The 18,031-nt window shown below is 44.2% G+C and carries 22 protein-coding genes; 12 read left to right on the top strand and 10 right to left on the bottom strand.

All coding sequences use genetic code 11. The annotated features are described in order from the left end of the window. The first annotated feature begins 11 nt into the window (after positions 1–11). From MHH57_RS24880 to MHH57_RS24870, 3 genes are all read left to right on the top strand, one after another. Positions 12–368, top strand: a complete 357-nt coding sequence (locus MHH57_RS24880; protein WP_069012290.1) for a nucleotide excision repair endonuclease — start codon at positions 12–14, stop codon at positions 366–368. 109 nt (positions 369–477) lie between these two features. Continuing rightward, a complete protein-coding gene (locus MHH57_RS24875) occupies positions 478–1,422 on the top strand; it encodes a YafY family protein (RefSeq protein ID WP_029518836.1) in 945 nt (314 codons plus the stop codon). A gap of 67 nt (positions 1,423–1,489) precedes the next feature. Continuing rightward, on the top strand, positions 1,490–2,011 hold the full coding sequence (locus MHH57_RS24870; RefSeq protein WP_080658672.1) for a DinB family protein: 522 nt from the start codon (positions 1,490–1,492) through the stop codon (positions 2,009–2,011). On the opposite strand, the gene MHH57_RS24865 is transcribed toward MHH57_RS24870, so the two are convergent. The 4 genes from MHH57_RS24865 to MHH57_RS24850 form a co-directional block, all read right to left on the bottom strand. Beyond that, entirely contained in the window at positions 1,944–2,480 is a 537-nt protein-coding gene (locus MHH57_RS24865; protein WP_029518835.1) for a Crp/Fnr family transcriptional regulator, read from the bottom strand. The genes MHH57_RS24870 and MHH57_RS24865 overlap by 68 nt on opposite strands. A 36-nt stretch (positions 2,481–2,516) precedes the next feature. Then, positions 2,517–3,257, bottom strand: coding sequence for an SDR family oxidoreductase (locus MHH57_RS24860; protein ID WP_029518834.1), 741 nt, complete (start codon positions 3,255–3,257; stop codon positions 2,517–2,519). 30 nt (positions 3,258–3,287) lie between these two features. Further along, positions 3,288–3,866 carry a TetR family transcriptional regulator gene (locus MHH57_RS24855; protein ID WP_029518833.1) on the bottom strand — a complete coding sequence of 193 codons (579 nt, stop codon included), beginning with the start codon at positions 3,864–3,866 and terminating at the stop codon, positions 3,288–3,290. Positions 3,867–3,998: 132 nt separating this feature from the next. Next, complete coding sequence (locus MHH57_RS24850; RefSeq protein ID WP_165145594.1) at positions 3,999–4,544, bottom strand: glutathione peroxidase; 546 nt, start codon at positions 4,542–4,544, stop codon at positions 3,999–4,001. Positions 4,545–4,771: 227 nt separating this feature from the next. Here MHH57_RS24850 and MHH57_RS24845 point away from each other — a divergent pair, with 227 nt between their 5' ends. Next, on the top strand, positions 4,772–5,551 hold the full coding sequence (locus MHH57_RS24845) for a YheC/YheD family protein (protein WP_039271962.1): 780 nt from the start codon (positions 4,772–4,774) through the stop codon (positions 5,549–5,551). 115 nt (positions 5,552–5,666) lie between these two features. Here MHH57_RS24845 and MHH57_RS24840 read toward each other — a convergent pair whose 3' ends face one another. Further along, positions 5,667–6,377 carry an SDR family oxidoreductase gene (locus MHH57_RS24840; RefSeq protein ID WP_069012288.1) on the bottom strand — a complete coding sequence of 237 codons (711 nt, stop codon included), beginning with the start codon at positions 6,375–6,377 and terminating at the stop codon, positions 5,667–5,669. A 32-nt stretch (positions 6,378–6,409) separates the two neighbouring features. After that, entirely contained in the window at positions 6,410–6,961 is a 552-nt protein-coding gene (locus tag MHH57_RS24835) for an NAD(P)H-dependent oxidoreductase (protein WP_069012287.1), read from the bottom strand. A gap of 161 nt (positions 6,962–7,122) precedes the next feature. On the opposite strand from MHH57_RS24835, the gene MHH57_RS24830 reads away from it, so the two are divergent. Continuing rightward, a complete protein-coding gene (locus MHH57_RS24830) occupies positions 7,123–7,473 on the top strand; it encodes a helix-turn-helix domain-containing protein (protein WP_029518827.1) in 351 nt (116 codons plus the stop codon). A 163-nt stretch (positions 7,474–7,636) separates the two neighbouring features. Further along, positions 7,637–8,125 (top strand): hypothetical protein, encoded by a 489-nt coding sequence (locus tag MHH57_RS24825; RefSeq protein ID WP_069012370.1) that lies wholly within the window; start codon positions 7,637–7,639, stop codon positions 8,123–8,125. Between the two features lie 88 nt (positions 8,126–8,213). Here MHH57_RS24825 and MHH57_RS24820 read toward each other — a convergent pair whose 3' ends face one another. Beyond that, complete coding sequence (locus MHH57_RS24820) at positions 8,214–8,954, bottom strand: SDR family NAD(P)-dependent oxidoreductase (protein ID WP_029518825.1); 741 nt, start codon at positions 8,952–8,954, stop codon at positions 8,214–8,216. Between the two features lie 157 nt (positions 8,955–9,111). Between MHH57_RS24820 and MHH57_RS24815 the strand changes: the two genes are divergently transcribed. Continuing rightward, the gene (locus MHH57_RS24815) at positions 9,112–10,017 is read left to right on the top strand and encodes a LysR family transcriptional regulator (RefSeq protein WP_029518824.1); all 906 of its coding nucleotides are present in this window, start codon (positions 9,112–9,114) and stop codon (positions 10,015–10,017) included. 92 nt (positions 10,018–10,109) lie between these two features. Here the strand turns inward: MHH57_RS24815 and MHH57_RS24810 are convergent, their stop codons facing one another. Beyond that, entirely contained in the window at positions 10,110–10,979 is an 870-nt protein-coding gene (locus MHH57_RS24810; protein WP_049817051.1) for an effector binding domain-containing protein, read from the bottom strand. A gap of 249 nt (positions 10,980–11,228) precedes the next feature. On the opposite strand from MHH57_RS24810, the gene rlmN reads away from it, so the two are divergent. The 3 genes from rlmN to MHH57_RS24795 all read left to right on the top strand — a co-directional run bounded on the left by rlmN (position 11,229) and on the right by MHH57_RS24795 (position 14,080). Continuing rightward, positions 11,229–12,326 carry a 23S rRNA (adenine(2503)-C(2))-methyltransferase RlmN gene (gene rlmN / locus MHH57_RS24805; protein WP_029518822.1) on the top strand — a complete coding sequence of 366 codons (1,098 nt, stop codon included), beginning with the start codon at positions 11,229–11,231 and terminating at the stop codon, positions 12,324–12,326. Positions 12,327–12,465: 139 nt separating this feature from the next. After that, entirely contained in the window at positions 12,466–13,167 is a 702-nt protein-coding gene (locus MHH57_RS24800) for a dihydroorotate dehydrogenase electron transfer subunit (protein WP_029518821.1), read from the top strand. After that, positions 13,148–14,080, top strand: a complete 933-nt coding sequence (locus MHH57_RS24795; RefSeq protein WP_025719854.1) for a dihydroorotate dehydrogenase — start codon at positions 13,148–13,150, stop codon at positions 14,078–14,080. Before MHH57_RS24800 ends, MHH57_RS24795 begins: the two co-directional genes overlap by 20 nt. 98 nt (positions 14,081–14,178) lie before the next feature. Here MHH57_RS24795 and MHH57_RS24790 read toward each other — a convergent pair whose 3' ends face one another. Next, on the bottom strand, positions 14,179–14,361 hold the full coding sequence (locus tag MHH57_RS24790) for a hypothetical protein (RefSeq protein WP_013312637.1): 183 nt from the start codon (positions 14,359–14,361) through the stop codon (positions 14,179–14,181). A gap of 277 nt (positions 14,362–14,638) precedes the next feature. On the opposite strand from MHH57_RS24790, the gene MHH57_RS24785 reads away from it, so the two are divergent. Then, on the top strand, positions 14,639–16,240 hold the full coding sequence (locus tag MHH57_RS24785) for an ATP-binding protein (protein WP_342434653.1): 1,602 nt from the start codon (positions 14,639–14,641) through the stop codon (positions 16,238–16,240). Next, the gene (locus MHH57_RS24780) at positions 16,221–16,958 is read left to right on the top strand and encodes a response regulator (RefSeq protein WP_029518819.1); all 738 of its coding nucleotides are present in this window, start codon (positions 16,221–16,223) and stop codon (positions 16,956–16,958) included. Before MHH57_RS24785 ends, MHH57_RS24780 begins: the two co-directional genes overlap by 20 nt. Before the next feature lie 51 nt (positions 16,959–17,009). Here MHH57_RS24780 and MHH57_RS24775 read toward each other — a convergent pair whose 3' ends face one another. Further along, a complete protein-coding gene (locus tag MHH57_RS24775) occupies positions 17,010–18,029 on the bottom strand; it encodes a 2-hydroxyacid dehydrogenase (protein ID WP_342434652.1) in 1,020 nt (339 codons plus the stop codon). Positions 18,030–18,031: the final 2 nt, after the last annotated feature.

Genomic DNA, 18,031 nt, shown 5'->3' with positions numbered 1-18,031 from the left:
GAAGTGACATAGTGATTAATATAACAATTCCAACTCCGGATATCACGATTACCAAACAGGTTAACCCTGAGCTCAGCCATATTTACGGGTTTACCGACTTTCACCTGATCCCTAGAGATAAGGCGGGTATCTTTATGTTTTACAATGCGCAGGAGGAACTGCTGTTCGTTGGTAAAGCAAGAAAGCTAAGACCAAGAATCAAAAAGCATTTTGAAGATAACGTATCGCCGATCAAGGACAAGCGGAATGAGGTTGCGATTATCGAGGTTTGTATTGTAGAAGATGCGGTAGAGCGAGAAATTTATGAAACCTACATTATCAATTCACAAAAGGCTAAATATAACGTTGAAAAAGTATTTTTTAAGTAATGGAGTAACTTCCGTATGAAAAAAAGAGCAATAAGTCGCAGTGACTGTACTGCCCTTATTGCTTTTTTGTATTTCTGCATTTTAGATCCTTCCAGAGAGGGGCCATGGTATGAACAAAACAGATCGTTTGCTAGCGATCTTGCTAGAGTTACAGCGTAAGGATATTTTACGAGCTGAGGATTTGGCAGCTATATTCGAAACGAGTGTGAGAACCATCTATCGGGATATTCAGGCTCTAAGCGAATCGGGCGTACCGATTGTAGGAGCACCGGGCATTGGATATTCCTTGATGGAGGGGTATTTCCTGCCCCCAGTGAGCTTTACCGCAGAAGAGGCTGTGGCGTTGCTAATCGGGACGGATTTTATCGAACAAAAATTTGATACAGACTACGGTATCAAGGCGCAAACCTCCCGCAGGAAAATTGAAGCCATTTTACCAGAGAGCGTCCGCAGGGAAGTTTCCCGGGTGCGTACAACCATGAGATTGCTCGCTGTGGGTGAAGGGGCAAACCATAGAGAGAAAACCTACTTGGAAACGCTGCGTCTTGCTGTATTGGAAAAACGAATGGTACGGTTTGGTTACTCCAAAAGAATGCCAGAGGCTGACGGGAATCGTCAAAGTGTGCGTGTGGTCGCTCCCTATGGTCTGGTATTGCTTCGTGGTTCGTGGGTATTAATCGGGCAATGTGAATTGCGGCAGCAGCTTCGCCATTTCCGTCTGTCACGTATGGACGAGCTTATGGTACTGGAGGATAGGTTTCATTTGCCTGTCGATTTTCATTTGCAGGATTATAAGCAAACCGATGACCGTCATGTGACTGTTCGCATACTAGCACGCTCCGATATCGCAGATAAGGTGAAGGAAGCGAACAACTTTTATATGGAGGCTATAGAGGAGCGTGCAGATGGATTGCATATACTTTTCCGCGTTAGACAGCCGGAGGAATTACTGCAATGGATACTTGGATGGGGCGCGGATATGGTTGTGCTGGAGCCTGAGTCGCTCCGGGAGCGGATACGTGCGGAAGTGGAAAAAATGTTGAAATGCTACTGACATAATGCTGTCAGTAGCATTTTTGTATAGTAAAGCTACTTTAATAGAGAGGGGCAGTCACTAATATATGAATACAACCGAAACATTGCAGCGTTTTGAAGAAACGGCACAACACTATCTTCTTGAATTGGACAGCTTTAGCTTGGAGCAATTGCAGTACACACCGCAGGAGGACCAATGGTCGCTTGGACAAATGTATCTTCATTTGGTGAACTCTGCTCTGTATATGCACCTGAAGAACATTGATGTTTGTCTACAGCCTAATGGGGAGACAGGGGTTAAAACGGAGGCGGGTACGGCCGTTTTTAATCTAGGAGGGTTTCCGCCCATACGTATCCAAGTTCCACCATCTCCGCAGTATACTCCCCCACAACCGACGAGCAAAGAAGAAATTGTGGAGGGTTTAAATGCTGTGATCCGTAAAATGAGAGAGATTGAGCCGATCGTTGGGAAATCAACAGGGCTTTCTACCGTCTCTCATCCCAGATTCGGCGCGTTGAATGCTGGAGAGTGGTTTTCGCTCATCGAGATGCATTATCGTCATCATCTTTTGCAGAAGGAGCGCTTGAAGCACGCAATAGCCGATTAATCGTCTCCCGGCGTAGCCCGATAAACTGGCCGATCTCCTCCTGCGTCAGCACGTCCGTTAACGTGGCGGGTGCGATGTAGGAGTGGAACCAGCGTTGAAGCTTCCGAAGCTTTTCGGCAGGTGACACCTCGGTGAGCTGGTCAATTCGTTGCTGCATCATGCGCAACTTATCCTGTAGCTGTAAAGCGATAGCCCGACATTGAGTCGGGTCTTGCTCCAGCGCCTGATACCATTCTTTTTGTGACAGAACCTCAACCTCAGAGGTTACCAGCGCGACTGCTGTACCATAATAAGGATTGGGGCTGATCAGGGAGTGGTGCGGGATGATTTCATCGGGCACAATCACATTAACTAAAATTTGCGAGCCGTCTTCATGGACTCGGACAATTTTTAACAAGCCGCTCTTGAGGTGATATAAAGGGCCAGATTCTCCTTGTCGAAATAAGGTCTCACCTTTGTGTAACATCATGAACGTAATAACCTCCATTCCATGTATTCCAGCTTTTTAGATGAACCCGCCATTGACGCGGATTGTCTGCCCGGTAACCCACTGTGATTTGGCGCTGACCAGAAACTCAATCACATCAGCGATATCTTCCGGTTCGCCGAGCCGACCCATAGCATTCATTTTTTTCATGCCTTCGATTTGCTGCTCGGTTTTTCCAGCTTGGAAAAGCTCGGTGTTCACAGGACCGGGAGCCACGGCGTTGATCGTAATTTGTTTGCTTCCGAATTCCTTGGCTAGCTGACGGGTAAATTGCTCCACTGCGCCCTTGGTACCTGCGTATACGCTATAGGTCGGGAACATTTGTCCGATCACGGATGTGGACAGGTTCACGATTCTTCCGTAGTTCTCCATATATTTCATGGCTTGCTGACAGGCAAAGAAGGTGCCCTTTACATTCAGTGCGAATTGTTTGTCAAAGTCAGCTTCGGTTACCTCAGCCAGAGGTTGGGTGATCATCAGCCCAGCGTTGTTAACCAGAATATCCACTTTACCGAATTCAGCAATCGTATTTGTAAATAATGCTTCAATATCACTCATTTTGCCCAGATCAGCGTGAAGTGCTATGGCTTTGCCGCCTTTTTGAATAATCCTCTCCACGACTTTTTGAGCTTTGTCCGGACTGCTGGCATAATTGATGACTACATTAGCGCCCAGATCAGCCAGTTGCTCGGCAATGGCACGTCCAATTCCTCTAGAGGACCCGGTGATAATTGCTGTTTTTCCGTCCAAATGCTTCATATGTGTTTGGACCTTCCTTCCATATCTATTTTAAGTGATTCCTTTTTCTAAAAGCATCCACACATCCGAAAACTCCCGATTAATCACGGGATTCTTCCATTCGTAAGCATGAGCGGGATGATGAAAACGGGCTGTGGCATAGAAAAGGGTACGCGCCAGTTGGGCTGGCTGATCCGATGTGATGTCTCCGCGTATAATGATATCAGCGAGCTGATCCACAATGTGGGCGATATGCTGGTCGATTAAATCAGCCGCTTGCTCGGTGACCCTCGTATACATCTCAAACATTTCCTCGTCGTCGCGGGCATAATACTGCTTAAGTTCGACCAAGGTCTGTATATATCGTTTTAAATGTGGCGTTCCCAGTATAGATGAATTCTGACAGACCTCCGTTAACGGGCCGATAATCTTTTCATTCAGCCATTTTTCGGTCACACCTTCAAGAAGCTCGGCTTTACTTTTAAAGTGTCGGTAAATGGTACCATGACTTACTCCCAATACTTTGGCAACATCGGTCACGGAGGTTTTGGCTATACCAAAACGCCTAAGTGTGTCTTCTGTAGCGATAAGAATCTGTTCCTTGGTTAGCACATCTGAGGATTTTTCCATAGAGACACGGTCAAGTGCCGTGTGAGTCACCTCCTTAAAGTCAGGATAACATAAAGGGTATCAAATGACAAATATACGTTTTTGTCATTTGATACCCTTTTTTTAAAGAATCCAAAGAAGTGAACAGAAATACTACAATAACGATTCGATGACGGGATCAATGGCCCAGGGCTCCGTTGTTACTTCAAATCTCCCTTGCACATGGCCATCGCGATCGACCAAGAATTTAGAAAAATTCCACTTGATACCGTCGCCAGCGTATATATCCGGATACTTATCCCGCAGGAAATCCTCCATCCATTGACCGTCTTTGGTCTGGATATCGAAGCCTTGAAACGGTGCCTGTTGGGTCAGATATTGAAATAAAGGATGAAGAGATAAGCCTCTTACATCCGTCTTCTCAAATAGTGGGAAGGTTACTCCATGGTTAATTTGGCAAATTCCCTGAACCTCCGAATTGCTACCCGGCTCTTTTTTATTGAATTGGTTACAAGGAAATGCAAGGATTTCAAAACCTTGTTCCCTCCGTTTTTCGTAGAGCTTTTGCAGATCAGTGAATTGACTGGAGAAGCTACACATGCTGGCAGTGTTTACAATAAGGAGAATCTTACCTCTATAGTCTGAGAGTTCAATCGGTTCCCCATTAATTGAGGTTGCTTGAAAATCATAAATAGACATGTTAACGTTCCTCCTCACGTTATTTTTTAATACATCATATATCCAGAATTGTTATTGGTCTAATATATTATTGGAATCAACCTTATAGGTATTTGCAATAATCTTGTCATGTAAAGACACATTGTCCATCTCTCTCTTGAAACCAAAGAAGACTCGACTTGAGAAAGTGGGAGATTTGCCTCTTCATAGCAAACTGTGGCATTCGCCGTTACCAAGATAGAATATAGATGCATATTCATGTAGTGTGTGCAAAAACCCAACAGAATCGAGGGATATTCGTGCCCATTGGAAAGATGATTCAATACAAGGAAATGCGACAACATCCCATTTTACGTTCTCACTTGCCCGAAACCCGCTGGATCAGTAATGCAAGGACTTTACGGATGCTGGATACCTATCGCACAGTCTTCATCAAGCCTAATTATGGGAGTGGAGGGACTGGCATCATACGTGCGAAAAAGCTGGGGAGGAAATATGAGGTTCGTTGTGGCTCCAGTCGCAGAATCGTTAGATCTCACGCCGTAAGAAGAGCAGTTAGAACCTATCGAAGACCTCATCGTCGTTATTTGGTACAGCAAGGACTTAAGTTAGCCAAGTACAAAGGTTCGATTTTTGATGCCAGAGTGTATATGCAGAAGCCGGAATCGGAATGGGTCATTTCAGGAATAACCGGCCGTGTCGCTGCACCTCGAAAAGTCGTTACCAACTATCGGAAGGGAGGACATGCGGCGCCGTTGTCCAAAGTGCTTTTAAGGGTCTTTAAAAATGACAGAACAAAAATGAAAGAGATTCTGGACCAGGTCACCGAGCTTTCTAGAATCATTGCCGACACGATAGATAAAAATCATCCGGTTCGCGAGTTGGGCATCGATCTTGCTATTGAGAAGAGCGGCCAAATTTGGATTATCGAGGCCAATCCGCATCCCGGACATATGTTGTTCAGGCAGCTCCCCAATCACAAGATGATTCGCAACATCTTGAGAAACAAACGTCGTATACATCATTAGGATAAAGTTTGTGAAATCATTCATGGATAAGAAAAGGAGGAGAACGCCCAAGCCAAGGTGCGAGAGCGTTCTCCGTTTTTTTTGGTAAATGACTGACAGATTTAGGACGAAGCTTTTATGTTAAAATGTGTCCGCCATCCACATGAAGGACTGTTCCGGTCACAAACTGATTTTGAATCAAATAAAGTACGCCTCGTGCAACATCCTCCGCAAGTCCAACTCGCTTCACAGGGAGCTTATGCGCGACCGTATCATAGAATTGATTGCGTGTATTTTCAGGCATTTTGCTACGGGAAGGTGTGTCAATAATGCCGGGTGAGACGACATTCACGCGGATGGGAGCAAGCTCTAACGCCAAGGTTTGACCAAGATTCGAAACGGCTGCATTCACAGCACCGAGCGCAGAGGAGCCGATCATCGGCTTGTAAGCCACCACTCCTGAAAATAAGGTAATGGAACCCTCGGCTGAGAGTTGGGAAGCCCCGTATTTAGCTGCATAATACTGTCCCCAAAATTTGTTTTCGAATAGCTTGCGGGCTTGATCTGTCTCCGACTGAAGGAATGACCCACCTGATGTTTCTGCCGCGCTAACGATAAGATGATCATAGGGGCCGACTTTTTCGAAGAAAGATTTTACCTGCTGCTCATCTGACGTGTCCAGCACATGTATTACAGCACGAGGGCCCAGCATTTCCTTGGCCTTGTGCAATTTATCCTCCGAGCGGCTGGCGATTACCACTTCCGCTCCAAGCGAAATGACTTGCTTAGCTGTTTCTAAGCCAATACCTGAGCTTCCACCAATAATGACAATCTTTTGGTTTTGCAAATGGATTCCCTCCTAGTATTCATCTGGATTTGTTAATCATGTAATACGGCTTGTAGATGTGTATCAAGATCAGCAATAAATTTGGGTATATTTGGATTTTTAATAACATCGTAGCATGCAAAGCTTTTCAAGGGCTTCATACCGAGAAATGTATGCGCAGAATGCAAATGACGGAGTGCAGCTTCTAGACTAGCCCCATTAAAAAATTGAGTTGGATCATTAAAGGCTTTTTCCGGAGCATTCCAAGTTGTGGAGAACATATATTTCTTGTCGGTTAATAAACCTCCGCTCCCATATTCATGAGCACCCGTGAAGAATATACCGTAAGCATAGACTTCATCCATATAAGTCTTTAATAATCCAGGAACGCTGAACCAGTAGATGGGGGTTTGGTAAATGACTACATCCGCCCATAAAAATTTTTCTTGTTCTTCGCTGAGGGTATAGCCGTCTTGAACAGACGTTATTTTGATTTTGTTCTCTTCACTTAAGAGACGCACCATATTGTCTATCAATGTTTGGTTCAATTTCCCTTCAGACGAATCATATTTTTGATGACCGTTAATGATTAGTATATTTTTCATCTCTTCACCTCCTTGTATTAGAGAAAACGTTAGTTGCTACAGCGATATTGTATATGTAGTAAGTTTATTTAGGGAAGTAGTGATATTTAATTCATATAGTTTCCCTAAAGGAACTATTGTGATATCATTGGATTTAACAGATAATTTTTGGGGGAGTTCCTATGCACGACCAAGAACCTATTGAATTGACCAAAGGAATACCCGGCAAGCCGTGCCCTATTGCCCAAACACTTGATTTGATCGGAACGAAATGGACTTTTTTAATCATCCGTGACCTGCTTATCGAAGGAACACTGAGATTCAGCCAACTTCAGAAGTCCATGAAGGGGATTAGTCCCAAAACGCTTTCCCTACGCCTGAAAGAGCTTGAAGATAACGGTCTGTTAGAGAGAAAGGTATATGCCGAGGTTCCCCCGCGTGTTGAATATTCGTTAACGGAAAAAGGGAAGCGACTTGAAGGTGTTTTTATTGAGCTGAAGAGATTTGGCTTAGATTTAAAAGCAGATCATTGAGGGATATGAACTGCAACATTCCAAGGTATCGTTGAGCTGAACGATGCCTATTTCTTATATTCTAAAAAAGAAAACGTTTGCCAAAAAGTTCACAGAAAGTTCACTTATGTGGAGGTTTCGACTATTTATATAATTACCAAGGTACACAGAAGGGATGATGGAATTGCCAACGACGAAGAAAGAAGATTTTTACTTTGGTTTCATGATGTGCTTGGGGATGGTCGTATTCATGACATTTTATAATCTATATACAAATGACTTGATTGGCACAATCTCTCTAAAAGTAATGGTTTTTCAATTTATTTTATGTTTTATCATTGCTTTCGTATTGGAACTATTTATTGTCGGTCCATTAGCAAAGAAAATAGCCTTCTCATTACCATACGATAAATCCAAAAAGGTATTTGTGATTCTGTCCCTTTCATGCTGTATGGTCATTGGAATGGTTCTCTGTATGTCACTTTATGGATTGGGGACAGCTTACTTTTTTAATGGTCTTTCGGGAGATTCATTATTTAAAAATTACTTATCTTTAGTTTTTAAGAATTTTATTTTTGCTTTCCCTCTGCAGCTCTTAATTGTAGGGCCGCTTGTTCGGTACTTATTTGCTAAATTCGTGAAAGGTACACGAATTGCGGTATCTTTAAGCTAAAACGTAGTTTAACGACGGTATACGATAGCTCAAAAGCCGCCTTCTGTCTGAGAAGGCGGCTTGTTTTTACTCAGAAGTCCCAATATCTTTACAGTGTTTGTCCGCTGTCTACCGTAATAATCTGGCCTGTCATGGCTTCCTGTTCCAAAGCAGAGCAGATCATGCTGGCGATATCTTCGGGCGTGGAAATGCGCTGTAGGAGTAAATGAGGAGCCAATGTTTTCATTTGCTCTTCCCTGCCTGACCACCATCTTGTCGCTACAGCTCCCGGCACGATGCAATTGACGCGAATATCCGGCGCAAGTGCCCGTGCTAAAGATTTGGTCAGCCCGTGGACGGCCGCTTTGGATACCGCATAGGGAAGCGAAGAACCTAGCCCTGTTTGCCCTGCTATACTTCCCAGATTGACGATAGCTCCTTGTTTACTACGCTTCATAAAAGGAGCTACGGCTCTGGCACAGTAAAACATGCCTTTTACATTTACATCAAATAGATCATCCCATACCTCTTCCGTGGCTGCCTCCAGATCATCCATCGGAATGTGATGTGTAATGCTAGCGTTATTCACGAGTATATTAATCGTACCGAATTGCTGGACAATCTGGTCAACCATAGTTCGAACTTCCTGATCTCGGGAAACATCTGCCTGTAATGCGATAGCACGTCCGCCCTTTTCAAGGATCATACGTACAGTTTCCTCTGCATCGTTTTTAGAGCGGGAATAGTTTACGACTACTGTAGCTTTTCGATCTGCCAAGGCCATACACACGGCTCTCCCAATTCCTGTACCTCCACCTGTAACCAATGCTACTTTTTGATGTAAATCCATGTAAATTCGCTCCTTCTCCATCCAGTTCATTTGCGTCTGAAAAATAATACGATCTGATATGTATCATTGTAGAGGAGGTATTGTATTCTGTATAATTGAATTAAATGAATTTATAATTCAATAAAATTGAATCAATTGTTTATACAGGAGTCTGATAATGGACATTAAAACACTCAAAACATTTCAAATGATTGTGAATTACGGAAGTTTTATGCGTGCAGCGGAAGAGTTGAATTATGCACAATCTACCGTGACGATGCAAATACAGAAGCTGGAGTCCGATATGGGGATTCAACTGATCGAACGGGGCAAGAAAATAAAGTTAACTGAAGCGGGCAGGATGTTTTACGAGCAAAGTCTACATATTGTAAAGGATATGGAGCAATTGCAGGAAAATATGGACAATCTGCAAAGAGGGACCGCAGGCGACATTCGTATAGGAGTGACCGAACCGACTGCCAGTTATCGACTACCAGGAATTTTAAAACGTTTCTTAACCCATTATCCGAACATTCGGGTTTCTGTTGAGTTTGGAAATACCCCTACCTTAAGCGAGCGTATTCTCAAGGGGGATATTGACTTAGCGCTGTGTTCCACACCAGATTTGGGCACAGAGCTATATTTTGAGCCTTTATTTAGGGAGAAATTTGTAGTTTTAATGCCTGAAAATCACCCGCTTGCGGAAAAAGAAAACATTGGGCCGGAGGATTTACAGGGGCAGCGGTTGCTTATTACGTCGGCTACTTGTCCCTATCGTCGCAAACTTGAAATGGTCATGAAGGAATATGGAATAACCACGTTAAATACGATGGAAATTGGCAGCATGACGGCTCTGAAATTTTATGTGGAAAGCGATTTAGGGATTGCACTTGTGCCACAACTTCTGGTCAGTTCTGTCCCGGCAGGAACAGCGGTGAGGGAATTAAGCGGTAGCATGATCGATATGACCTTCGGCCTTTCTTGCAAAGCAACAGACTATCCGCTAAAGCCGGCAGGTTCAAGGCTATATTCTGTGTTGAAAGAGGAGCTTGGGAATGGTTCTCGGTGCATTGAGCTAGGGTAACGAGTATGCAGGGAAGTGTGTTATCTGTCACCGTACGATGTAAATGCAGTACGGTATAAAACCGACTGCAATACGCAGTCGGTTCGGTTTGTTTACTTTTTCTTAATCGGAATCCAAACTTCACTTCGGTAGTCTTCAGCATGTGAATCTCCCATAGTATACACTTCCAGTTCCGGCCCGCCTGAATGCTCATAATTACTGGCAGGGAACCATTCTTGGAAAATTCTTTGCCATACCTTTTGGATCGACTGAGGCATAGGGCCGATGGATGTAAACACTGCCCAGGTTGAAGCCGGAATGGTTCTGGATTCCAGCCCATTTGCGGTCGCTACATCCTCGCTGCCTTCTGCGGCAATTAGGTACGTGAATTTTTCTTCCCCATGCTTGAAATCCAAACAAATACCGAGTATATCGTCGCCTGTTCCCGAGGCATGAATCCGATCTGATGTACCATCCGCATTCAGTTCGTTCCAGAATTTTGGGATTTCTCGAAGATTATCGCCGTTCTTAGTGGTGACTTGAATGGACTTGCCAATGACCGTAAAGGCCGCTTTCTCTACAATTTTGTAATCCATTTCCTGATCTCCCTTCAACGATAGATGGAAGGTGATGCGTGGAAAGGCTTTCAGGTTCACCCCAGGGCTTCTGGCCTCAGAGGGAGAAATACCGTGTATCTTTCGGAACGCTTTAGAGAAAGATTCGGGGGAATCATATCCGTATTTGAACGCTACATCCAGCACCTTGGCGGAAGAAAGACTCAATTCCTGAGCAGCCAAGGTCAATCGACGTTTGCGCACATATTCTGCTACCGTGAAGCCAGTTAGCATATGAAACATTCGCTGAAAATGAAAAGGAGACGAATAGGCTGCCTTTGCAATTTCATCGATATCGAGTGGCTGCTGCATTCTCTCTTCCATCAGATCCAGTGCGTTCTTGATCCGAAGCAACCATTCCAACCGCATCACCTCCTTGGTTGTAATCATATCATTAGGAGTATCTGTAATCCTGTCTTTGCGTGCTCTTGTTGAACAGGAAAAACAATGTGCCTGCCCCCTTGTGTTCATAATTAAAATTTGGGACAATGAAAGAGGCGTTTAAATAGCGCAGATTGCTTAAACATGCTATGATGCAATGATCGTTGAGACGAGTCGTGATGGCTAGGGTTTATATATAGAAATACGAATTTGATTGTTTTGAAAAGAGGATCGAACATGAAAAAAGAATCCATTTATGGATTAACGCTAGATCAATTGACAGCATGGCTCATCGAGCATGGGCATAAGAAATCCCGGGCATTGCAGGTATGGGACGCATTGTACCGGAAGCGGGTTACTGATTTTGCAGCGATGGCAGAGGTTCATGAGGATTGTACACGCCTGTTGGCAGAGCACTTTTCCATTGAAACACTTGAAGAACACGTGAAGCAACAGTCAGCAGACGGGACGGTCAAGTTCTTGTTCCGGCTTCAGGATGGTAATTTGATTGAGACGGTATTGATGCGGCATAAGTTTGGCTTATCCGTATGTGTGACTACACAGGTAGGATGTAATATTGGATGTAGCTTCTGTGCGAGCGGATTGTTGAAGAAGAGCCGCGACCTATCCAGTGGTGAGATTGTAGAGCAAATTATGAAGGTCCAGCTGTATCTGGATCAGGAACGCCCGGGCGACCAGGTCAGTCATGTTGTTGTGATGGGAATTGGCGAACCGTTTGATAACTTCGTGAACCTGTCCGATTTCATTCGGGTGATTAAGGATCACAAAGGGCTAGCGATTGGGCCGCGGCATATTACCGTTTCCACAAGCGGATTGGCTGATAAAATCATTGAATTTGCAGATTCAGACCTGCATGTCAATCTGGCGATCTCCCTCCACGCCCCGAATAATGAGATTCGTACTCGCATTATGAAGATCAACCGGGCGATTCCGATTGAGAAACTCATGCAGGCGATTGATTATTATTTGGACAAAACAAATCGTCGAATTACGCTGGAGTACATCTTGCTGAAGGATGTTAATGACGGTAAGGAGCATGCGCTCGAACTGGCTGAGCTGGTGGGCCATCGTCGTAATCTGGCCAATGTCAACCTCATTCCGTACAATCCAGTAGATGAGCATAGCCAATACCAGCGGAGTGAGTCGGAGTCGATTACGGGCTTCTATGATGTGCTGAAGAAACAAGGTATTAGCTGTAGTGTTCGGCTGGAGCATGGAGTCGATATTGACGCAGCCTGCGGACAGCTACGCAGCAAACAAATCCGCAAGGATGCCAAGGGTAGCCGCAATACGGAGCGCGAAGCCATTAGTTAAATACACAAGCGTACTCTCTAACAGGAGTACGCTTTTTTATATCACGAGCCGTAGGGCGAAATGTTACCCAGAAATGTGAAAATAGTCACGTAATAGTTGCTGCTTTTACGTTATAGTGAGTGGTTAGTGGAGGGGTTATATGGCTAACGTAATTTCGAATGTGGCGCTCGTTCCGGGCATTTATGTGATGAAAATAGAGGGAAAGTTTAAAGGGAACATGGGGCAGTTTTACATGCTGCGCAGCGGGACAGGTTACCCACTGCTGCCCAGACCCATCAGCATTTATGATATCGGGGAAGAGAGTATTTCCTTTTTGTATCGGGTTGTTGGAGAGGGGACAAATTTGTTTTCCCAATTACAGCCTGGTCAGGAAATTCAGTTAGAAGGACCTTTCGGAAACGGTTTTCCGCAGGTAGAGGGCAGTTTGGCTTTAATCGGCGGTGGCATGGGTACAGCTCCGTTGCTGTTGGCTGCAAAGTATTACCCGCATGCGCATGTTTATCTAGGGTTTGCACAGCAAGCCTTCGGGGTTGAAGCGTTCGAAGCTGTGGCGGCATCTGTACAGGTCAAGGTAGGGGGAAGTATCGTCGAACAGATCGATCCGACGCTCTATGCAAATATGTTTTCCTGCGGGCCAACTCCGATGTTACAAGCACTCGCTATAAAAACGGTGGATACGTCGTCCCGCTTATATATTTCAACTGAAAGACACATGGCCTGTGGTATTGGCGCATGTTTGGGCTGTACGATGCGTACCCGTGGAGGCAATCGGAGGGTATGTAAAGAAGGGCCTGTATTCCCGGTGGAGGAGGTGGAGTTCGATGATCTCCATGGCGTGTAATATTGCGGGTGTACCGTTCAAGAACCCGATCATCATGGCTTCCGGTACGTTTGGATTCGGACGGGAGTATGCGGAATTTTATTCTCCTGAATTATTGGGCGGCATCGTCGGCAAGGGACTAACCCTGCATCCGAAGGCTGGTAATACGGGATCACGAATACATGAGACAGCATCCGGCATGCTCAATAGTGTGGGGCTGGAGAATCCGGGTGTTGCCGCCTTTTTGAAGGATGAACTGGATGACATGACTCACTGGAACACGGCTGTTATTGCCAACGTGGGCGGTTCCAATCTGGAGGAATATGTTCAGGCCGTAGCGATGATTACGGAAAATGCACAAAAGCGTCGCACGATGAACCGCAGAGGCGTTGATATGCTGGAATTGAACATTTCATGTCCCAACGTGAAGCAGGGTGGAATGCAATTTGGTATCCAGACGGAGGTAGCGCGGGAGGTTGTGCGTCAGGTGCGCAATGTGACGGCACTTCCGTTGGTTGTCAAGCTGTCTCCCAACGCAGAGAATATCACGCAGATGGCGGTTATGTGCGAGGAAGAAGGCGCAGACGGAGTTTCGTTGATCAATACATTTTCTGCGATGAAAATTGATATACGTCGGCGTCGTAGTGTTTTTGCCAATACGTATGCGGGTCTTTCCGGCCCGGCAATTAAGCCGATTGCTTTGCGTATGGTTCACCAGGTGGCACAGGCGGTGTCGATTCCGGTGATCGGGATGGGCGGGATTAGCTCAGTGGAAGATATTATTGAATTCACCATGGCAGGGGCCGCTGCCATTCAGGTAGGAACGTACAATTTTGTCCATTTACATGCAGGGGCCGAGCTGGTACATGGCCTTGAACAATGGATGCAGCGGGAAAAGGTGCAGTCATTGGATGAGATACGGGGAATTTTGTAAATTTGGAACCATTTTGCATACACTAATTCATATAAAACCGGCTTGTCTTTAAAAGACAAGCCGGTTTTGTTTTTTATTTGACCAAACAGCAAACGCCATTAGTGGTTAATATCGCACTTGTTCAAGATGAACGAAATTTGATTTTCCAGCCGATGAATGGCTTCCTCGGACGCCTGGTCGTTTGCACCTTGTTCCTGAAGCGCAGCGAGTTCCTGCTTGAGCTGATGAAGGTCTTGTCCTGCATTAGCGCAGTTGTAATTGCTTTCGAGATTGTCAATCATCCGTGATCCTCCCTTTCGTTAGGTATACGTCCTTATTATGGAGATTTGATCTTTCCTTATTCAGCATAAAGTTTTATTTCAGGTAAAGGATCATGAGGCGCGTAAAGCTTGCAAAATAAAAAGGAAATTGTCAAACAATGTCGAATAAAAAGGGGTTATAGGGGAATAGATAGGCTCTTCTTCCCAATGGAGAGCTTGATATAGAAATTGGGTGATGGGGTTGCGGTCAAAAGGTAAGTCGAAACCGAGACGACAATTCAAAGTTTCGCTACAATTCATGATTATTATTTTGGTTGTTTTAGTTATCATTATTTCCTTAATTATATCCTTGCTTCTCATTCGTAATTTTGTGATTAACAAGCATTTTGATAATACGAAGGAAAAACTTTCGGGTGTTGCCAAGATGGTTGCCAGTGACAACGATGTTATTCGTAATGTCGAGCAGGGAATTCCTGTGAAGCAGATTCAAGACTACTCGCTTGGAGTCATGCATAACGTTAATGTGGATTTTGTTGTCATTCTGAACCACGATTTAATTCGGCTATCTCATCCGAATGCAACGATGGTTGGCAAACCGTTCTCTGATTTGAATGATGCCAGAAGAGCGCTATCGGGTCAGGGACATTTTTCTGAGAATATAGGTATTTTGGGCAAAGGTTACCGATATTTTACGCCGATATTTAATCAACAGCATGAGGTCATTGGCATTGTATGTGTAGGGCTGACCATGAGAACCCTAAATCATGATTTGATGCAGGCGCAGTATACCATTTTTGGGGGGCTGATGCTGGGGCTCTTTAGTGGAGTTCTGGGCGCGATCATTCTGGCTCAGAAAATCAAAACCATTTTATTTGGGCTTGAGCCGCAAGAGATAGCAACACGATTGCGCGAAAAAGAAATTATTGAAAATGAGGTCGCTGAAGGAATTATAGCCATTTCGGCTGACAAGAAAATTATGCTTATGAACAAAGAAGCTCAGGCCAAGTATCAACTGGCAAACCAAGAAATGAAGGCCCCGATTGGCGAGCAGCTAGATACCAACTTTTATAACGTGCTTTTCAAGAGAGTGTTCGATGATAAAAGGAAAATCAAGGATCGCTCATTTTATGTGAATGGTATAGAGGTCATTGCGACAGTAACCCCTATATATATTGAAAATGAGTTTTTTGGGGCAGTTGCAACGCTGCGCGACCAATCCGAGATGATCCATCTCAGCAACCAGTTAAGTGGTACAAAATATTATATTAACTCCCTTCGCGGACAGACCCATGAATTTATGAACAAAATGCACGTAATATCCGGGCTGATTGAAATGAGGAAATATGCGGAGGTCAGTCAATATATTCATCAGTTAAATCACCGGTATCAAGATGAGGTAGGCTTTTTGACGGAGAGAATTAAAGTACCAGCATTAGCAGGTTTTATTATGGGTAAAATCAACGAAGCACGCGAACAGAATATTTCGGTTCTTCTTGCAGAAAGCTCGGATGTCTCTAATGTGGAGATGCAGGATATCGTTCATGATGTCATACACATCCTGGGCAATTTTTTTGACAACGCCATAGATTCCATCTTACAAAAAAAAGAACCCGGCAAAATTGAGCTGAAATTGAACTATGAGTGTGAGGGAAATGTATTCATTTTGGAAGTGAAAGATAATGGGTTGGGGATTGATTTTGAGATGCAAAAAAGAATATTCGAGCATGGTTTTTCAACCAAAGGAGAAGACAGAGGCTACGGCTTGAATCTGGTTAAAACCATGGTGGAAAATCATCAAGGAATCATTGAGCTTGATAGCCAACCGGGTCTGGGAACAAGTATATATGTAGAGTTGCCCTGTACATTGGAGGTGACAAATAATGAAAGTTCTAATCGTTGAGGATGATCCGATGGTTGCTGAGCTCAATCAACAGTTTATCGAGCGCATGGACAATTTGGATGTTGTATGTAAGGCAGATACCGTCAAGAAAGCACAGGACTGTCTTCAAAAATGGTCACCGGATCTGGTATTACTGGACGTTTATTTACCTGGAAAAAGCGGATTAACTTTATTATCTCATATGCAGGAGCATCAATATCATGCTTCAGTTATTTTAATTACGGCTGCAAAAGATATTCAGACGGTGAAGGAAGCTGTTTTTTATGGTGTTGCAGACTATTTAATTAAACCCTTTACATTTGAACGCTTTAGACTGGCTGTTGAGAAAATCCAGCGTCTGGCCACAGTGATGGAGGAAGGGAACGGAATTAATCAAGCTGTTATTGACCATTATTTTAATAAAGAAGAGCATACGGGTGTGGAAAAGAAAAAACCTGTTGAACATCCACCGCATAATGTATCGAAAAACCTGTCTAAAAATTTGTCCAAACTGACCATGACCACAATACTGAAGAGTATTCAAGAGCTGGACGGCCCCTTCTCAGTTGAAACGTTAGCTAGAGAAGTGGACTTGTCCCGTATCACGGTCAAAAAATATATTCAGTTCCTGGTGGACGATGGCTTTCTCGTTGAATCGATAGAATACCATAAGGTTGGCAGACCGCTAATGCTCTATCAGTTGAATCCTGATATAAAAGAACCGCCATTTCCATTGTAATATGGAAATAGCGGTTCTTTTTTTGTTCAACAAGAGTACCGAGCTTCCTAATTATTTCATAGAGAGGACAGGAAGTGGGACCAGGTTATCCGAAGAATGAGTTGTAACGATATCATGGAAGTTGTCGTAGCTAGTTTCAATCATGTTGGATAACGCCGTAACGGTATTCGAGCCAGCATGAGGCGTTACCAAAACTCTTGGATACAGCTCCACAAGTTTCTGGATCGTTGGGTCCGGGAGCATTTGCCATGGTTCAAAGGCTTTGAAAAATAGTTCTTCCTCTTTAGGGAAGACATCTGTCCCAAATCCCTCCAAATGATTACTGAGTAAAGCGTCCAGAATGGCTTGGTTATCTTGTAATTCTCCACGTGAGGTATTGATGAGGATAGAGCCCTTTTTCATTTTTGCTAAAAAGCTGGCATTAATCATTTGGTCGTTCTGTCCCGGCAGATAAGGAACATGCACACTAACGACATCGCTCTCTGCCAGTAGTTCATCCAAGGTTGTGAATGGAATGACTTCCTTGGCTGCGTCGGATTGGTACACATCATAGCCGATAACAGAAGCTCCTAATCCTTTAAACAATTTGGCTTCCGTCAGACCAATGCGACCGACCCCGATAATCCCAACTTTACAATTGTGAATCTCTTTGCTGAATGTATGCTCATCCACAATAAAATTCTTGAAAGAGCTTTTGGTAGTCATATAAGCGGTGTGCCGGAACAGCATCATAGCCAAAGTTAAGGAGAGCTCGGCGATGGCATTCGGAGAGTAGGATGGCACGCGTGCCACCTTCATTCCGAATTCGCTGCAGGCATCCAAATCAATGTGGTTGATTCCGACTGTTCTGGTGAAAACATATCGAATGCCGTATTCATTGAATTTTGTGATATTTTCCCGATTGGCAGCACAGTTTCCTCTTAGCAAAACGGCATCGTGATGCTGTGCCAATTCTGCATTGCTGGTGGTTAACAACTCTTCTACCAGCGTTAGTTGGAAGTTATATTTATTGAGATCCTGGAAATAGGGTTTCTCATAAGAACGGACACCATAGCAAATGATTTTTAACATGT

Origin of the sequence: Paenibacillus sp. FSL H7-0442, assembly GCF_038593105.1 — a bacterium.
Lineage (GTDB): Bacteria > Bacillota > Bacilli > Paenibacillales > Paenibacillaceae > Paenibacillus > Paenibacillus polymyxa_D.
The sequence above is the reverse complement of the archived record's forward strand: the minus strand, read 5'-3'. Positions and strand labels throughout refer to the sequence as shown.